The sequence below is a fragment of the Moorena sp. SIO4E2 genome (genome assembly GCF_010671945.1).
In the GTDB taxonomy this organism is placed as follows: Bacteria; Cyanobacteriota; Cyanobacteriia; order Cyanobacteriales; family Coleofasciculaceae; genus Moorena; species Moorena producens.
The window spans coordinates 1-3,167 of sequence record NZ_JAAHIE010000718.1 but is presented as its reverse complement, the minus strand read 5'-3'; the positions used below and the strand labels follow the sequence as shown (position 1 = coordinate 3,167).

The 3,167-nt window shown below is 42.9% G+C and carries 3 protein-coding genes and 1 pseudogene; 3 read left to right on the top strand and 1 reads right to left on the bottom strand.

The annotated features are described in order from the left end of the window. Window positions 1-2,116: NACHT domain-containing protein (locus F6K37_RS35955; protein ID WP_287255737.1), on the top strand; the 2,116-nt coding region annotated here is incomplete at its 5' end. A gap of 186 nt (window positions 2,117-2,302) precedes the next feature. Here F6K37_RS35955 and F6K37_RS35950 read toward each other — a convergent pair. Next, window positions 2,303-2,512 (bottom strand): annotated as a pseudogene (locus F6K37_RS35950) (SDR family NAD(P)-dependent oxidoreductase); the annotation flags it as partial. A 3-nt stretch (window positions 2,513-2,515) separates the two neighbouring features. On the opposite strand from F6K37_RS35950, the gene F6K37_RS35945 reads away from it, so the two are divergent. Further along, window positions 2,516-2,656, top strand: coding sequence for a hypothetical protein (locus F6K37_RS35945; RefSeq protein ID WP_287255735.1), 141 nt, complete (start codon window positions 2,516-2,518; stop codon window positions 2,654-2,656). Between the two features lie 60 nt (window positions 2,657-2,716). Then, window positions 2,717-2,884 (top strand): hypothetical protein, encoded by a 168-nt coding sequence (locus F6K37_RS35940; RefSeq protein ID WP_287255733.1) that lies wholly within the window; start codon window positions 2,717-2,719, stop codon window positions 2,882-2,884. The last annotated feature ends 283 nt before the right edge of the window (window positions 2,885-3,167 follow it).

Here is a 3,167-nt window from a genome sequence, read left to right as displayed (position 1 = left end):
TCCCAAGTTGCTGGGATTATTTAAAGGTGCTCCTAGCCAAAAAATTGGCTTGCTCAGTGAACGAAGTGCCAGGGAGTTAATCACTGAACCAGCTAAGGAATATTTGGCCTATAACTCTGAAGCAATCGATGCCATCTTAGCATTAGCTTCAGGTCATCCCTATTTCACTCAGGTCCTATGTCATGCACTGTTTGCTCAAGCTAGAACTGCACAAAAGTGGCAGGTAACTCCTGATGATGTGACTAGAATTGTTGATGATGCCATTGAAATTGGTGAAGGAGGATTAACCTGGTTTCGGGATGGATTACCGATTCTGGAACGAGTGATATTTTCCGCAGTAGCAGAGGCTCAAAAAAAAGCTGAAAGAAATCCTAATCAGGTTGTGCAAGACCCGTTGAGTTTACTGGAAGAATATGGCGTTACCATCACCGAGTCTTTGACTCAAGCTAGGGAAAAACTGCTTAAATTAGGTTTCTTAGGGGTCGTAGAAATAACTGATCAAGTTTCATCCTACAACGGAAAATATTACAAAGTAGAAATAGAATTAGTCCGCCGCTGGTTAGTCCAACGTTACCCATTGCGGCGAGAGATATTGGAATTGGAAGACCTCGATCCAGAGGCTAAGGCTAGTTATCAACAAGCAATTGAACGAAATGCTCAGGGGGTGAAACCCTATGAACAGGTTTTGAAAGCCAATCCCAATCACTTTAGTGCTTTATTCGAGATCGCAAGGATATATTTGGAAGGTGACGTATTTGATAAAGCAGTGCAATGCTATCAGCGAGCATACCTAGTTGATCGAGTCCGGAATCAGGATGGATTAGTGCGATCGCATTTAGGTTATGCACAACACCTGATGGAAGTAGGGGAAGTTATCCTCACAACGCAGCAATTGAAGCAAGTGCTAACCATAGAGCCAGATAATCAAGAGGTTTATAAGCTCTTTAACAAATTAAACAATCCTTTCGTTGTAGGCGCACCAGTTCCCCCAGACCGTTTTGTGGGACGAAAATCTCTCATTGAGACTGCCTTTGATCAAATATATAACCGCAGTAACTTAGCGATTTGGGGTGGCCCAGGGATGGGAAAGACCTCTTTCCTGGAACTCCTGGCTTCCCCGGACGTTTGGCAAGAGTATGGAGAAGAGCCATCACAGGCGGTGATGGTGCTATTCAGTTGCGAAAGTATCCAACCGTTTACAGCTTCCGGGTTTTGGCAAGAAGTCCTAATTGAGCTGATGGATAAATTAGATAGTGAGCCAGACCTTAAGAGTGACATTGAAACATTGCTCGACCAGGGAAAAGCAACTGCCAGGGGGATGCGCCAAGTATTGGGGCAGCTTGGGAAACGAAACAAGTTCTTGGTGTTGCTAGTGGATGACTATGATGCGGCTTTGCGAGAAAACCCGCACTATACTCAAGCTGACATAGAAGTCTTTCTAAGTGAGTGTCGCAGTATTGCCTATCAATCTCGGGAGAGGGAATATCTATCAATGATTGTCACCTCACTCAAACGTTTCAATGAACTTGGACCGAGTCTAACCCCAGATCAATCCCCGTGGTACAATCACTATCTGTTTGTGGTACTTAGGCCATTAACGGAGACTGAAGTGGATACTCTGCTACAAGGTATTCCAATCACACCAGCATTACGGGATGTTATTCAAAACATGGCTGGTGGACATCCCGCGCTGCTACAAATTGCTGGTTCTTTGCTATTTAGAGAATTAAGAACTGGGAAGTTACCTGATACTGAAACCTTTGCCAAGGAGTTTGAAAGTCAAACTAGACATATTTTTCAAGATATTTGGCAACGGTGCAGGGATGTCGAGCAAGGTCTGTTGATACTGATGGCTTGGTCGAAGTTGAAAGGTAGTCTGGAGCAAAAGATTACTGTTGACTTAAGTGATATTGACTTAGTTTTTAGCCAACAAGAATTAGATTTATATTCTCTCGAACAACAAGGTTTGATTATGAGGAATCAAGACTTAGAGAAACCAGTCTACTTATTTAGGTCATCAATTATGGAGCAGTGGGTAATTCATAAAATTCAGACTAGCGATAAAGCATCATTAGAAAAATGGGAGACTATTTTGCTTAAGCTAATCAACCCTTGAGGAGTTACTATAGCGAAGGGAGTAGGGAGTAGGGAGTGTGGGGAGATGGGGAGATGGGGGTATCGGGAGTCAGATCAGTTTTCCCGATTCCCGATTCCCGATTCCCAATTCTAAATTCTAAATTCTAAATTCTAAATTCTAAATTCTAAATTCTAACTTCTGACTTGCGCGTAGCGCTATATAACCTTACCAATCACATGGTTTATAGTCTTTCAGGAACACCCCATAGAGGCGCTCTCCTGCTAACCCGCGCACAATGGGATCATAAACCCGTGCAGCGCCATCAATCACATCAAGTGGTGGACGAAATCCTTGCTGACGGAGGTATTCACGCACAGGATGAGGCTTCTCGTCTGTAATCCAACCCGTGTCAACACTGGTCATATAAATGCGATCGCAATGCTAACTGCTATTACCGAGTCTTGCATCGAAAACTGGGATTTGGTAGATGAGTATGGTATCGACAATGATGATATTGCTTGTGAATTAAATACTGTTTGGTGCGAAACAATTCTCAGTACAGATATAGCTAAATCATAAAAAGTAGACTTAGAAGTAAATTTTGACTTTTGGCAAAACGAGTGGGGTAGCTATTTTGACATGGCGAGGGCTGCTTTACAGCAAGGTTGGGACTATCCACCATTACAACAGATACTTCAAGGAAATATTACTTCGACCAGTTTATGGGAAGGATTTCCCCCAGATTACGCTGAGGATTTAGCTTTAATTAGACTACAAATTTTAGAACGACAACAACGCTACGAATAATATCTCTATTTAGCTCAAGCAACAGGGCTTTTAATCAAGTATTTGATCATGTTAGTTCGTTTAGAGGTTGTCTGAAAAGTCTCATTTGCTACATCCAAGCCCCCGTTGGTCCCCCAATTTTGGGGGACTTCTACCAGCAAATTGATTCTTGTTCCCCCCAGAATTGGGGGGCTAGGGGGGCAGAATTCAGTATCAAAAAACTTTTCAGATATCCTCTTAGAACGGGTTGACCTCGCCATGAAAGCTGCACGGTCACAAATGACCATAATGGAACAAGCTTTAG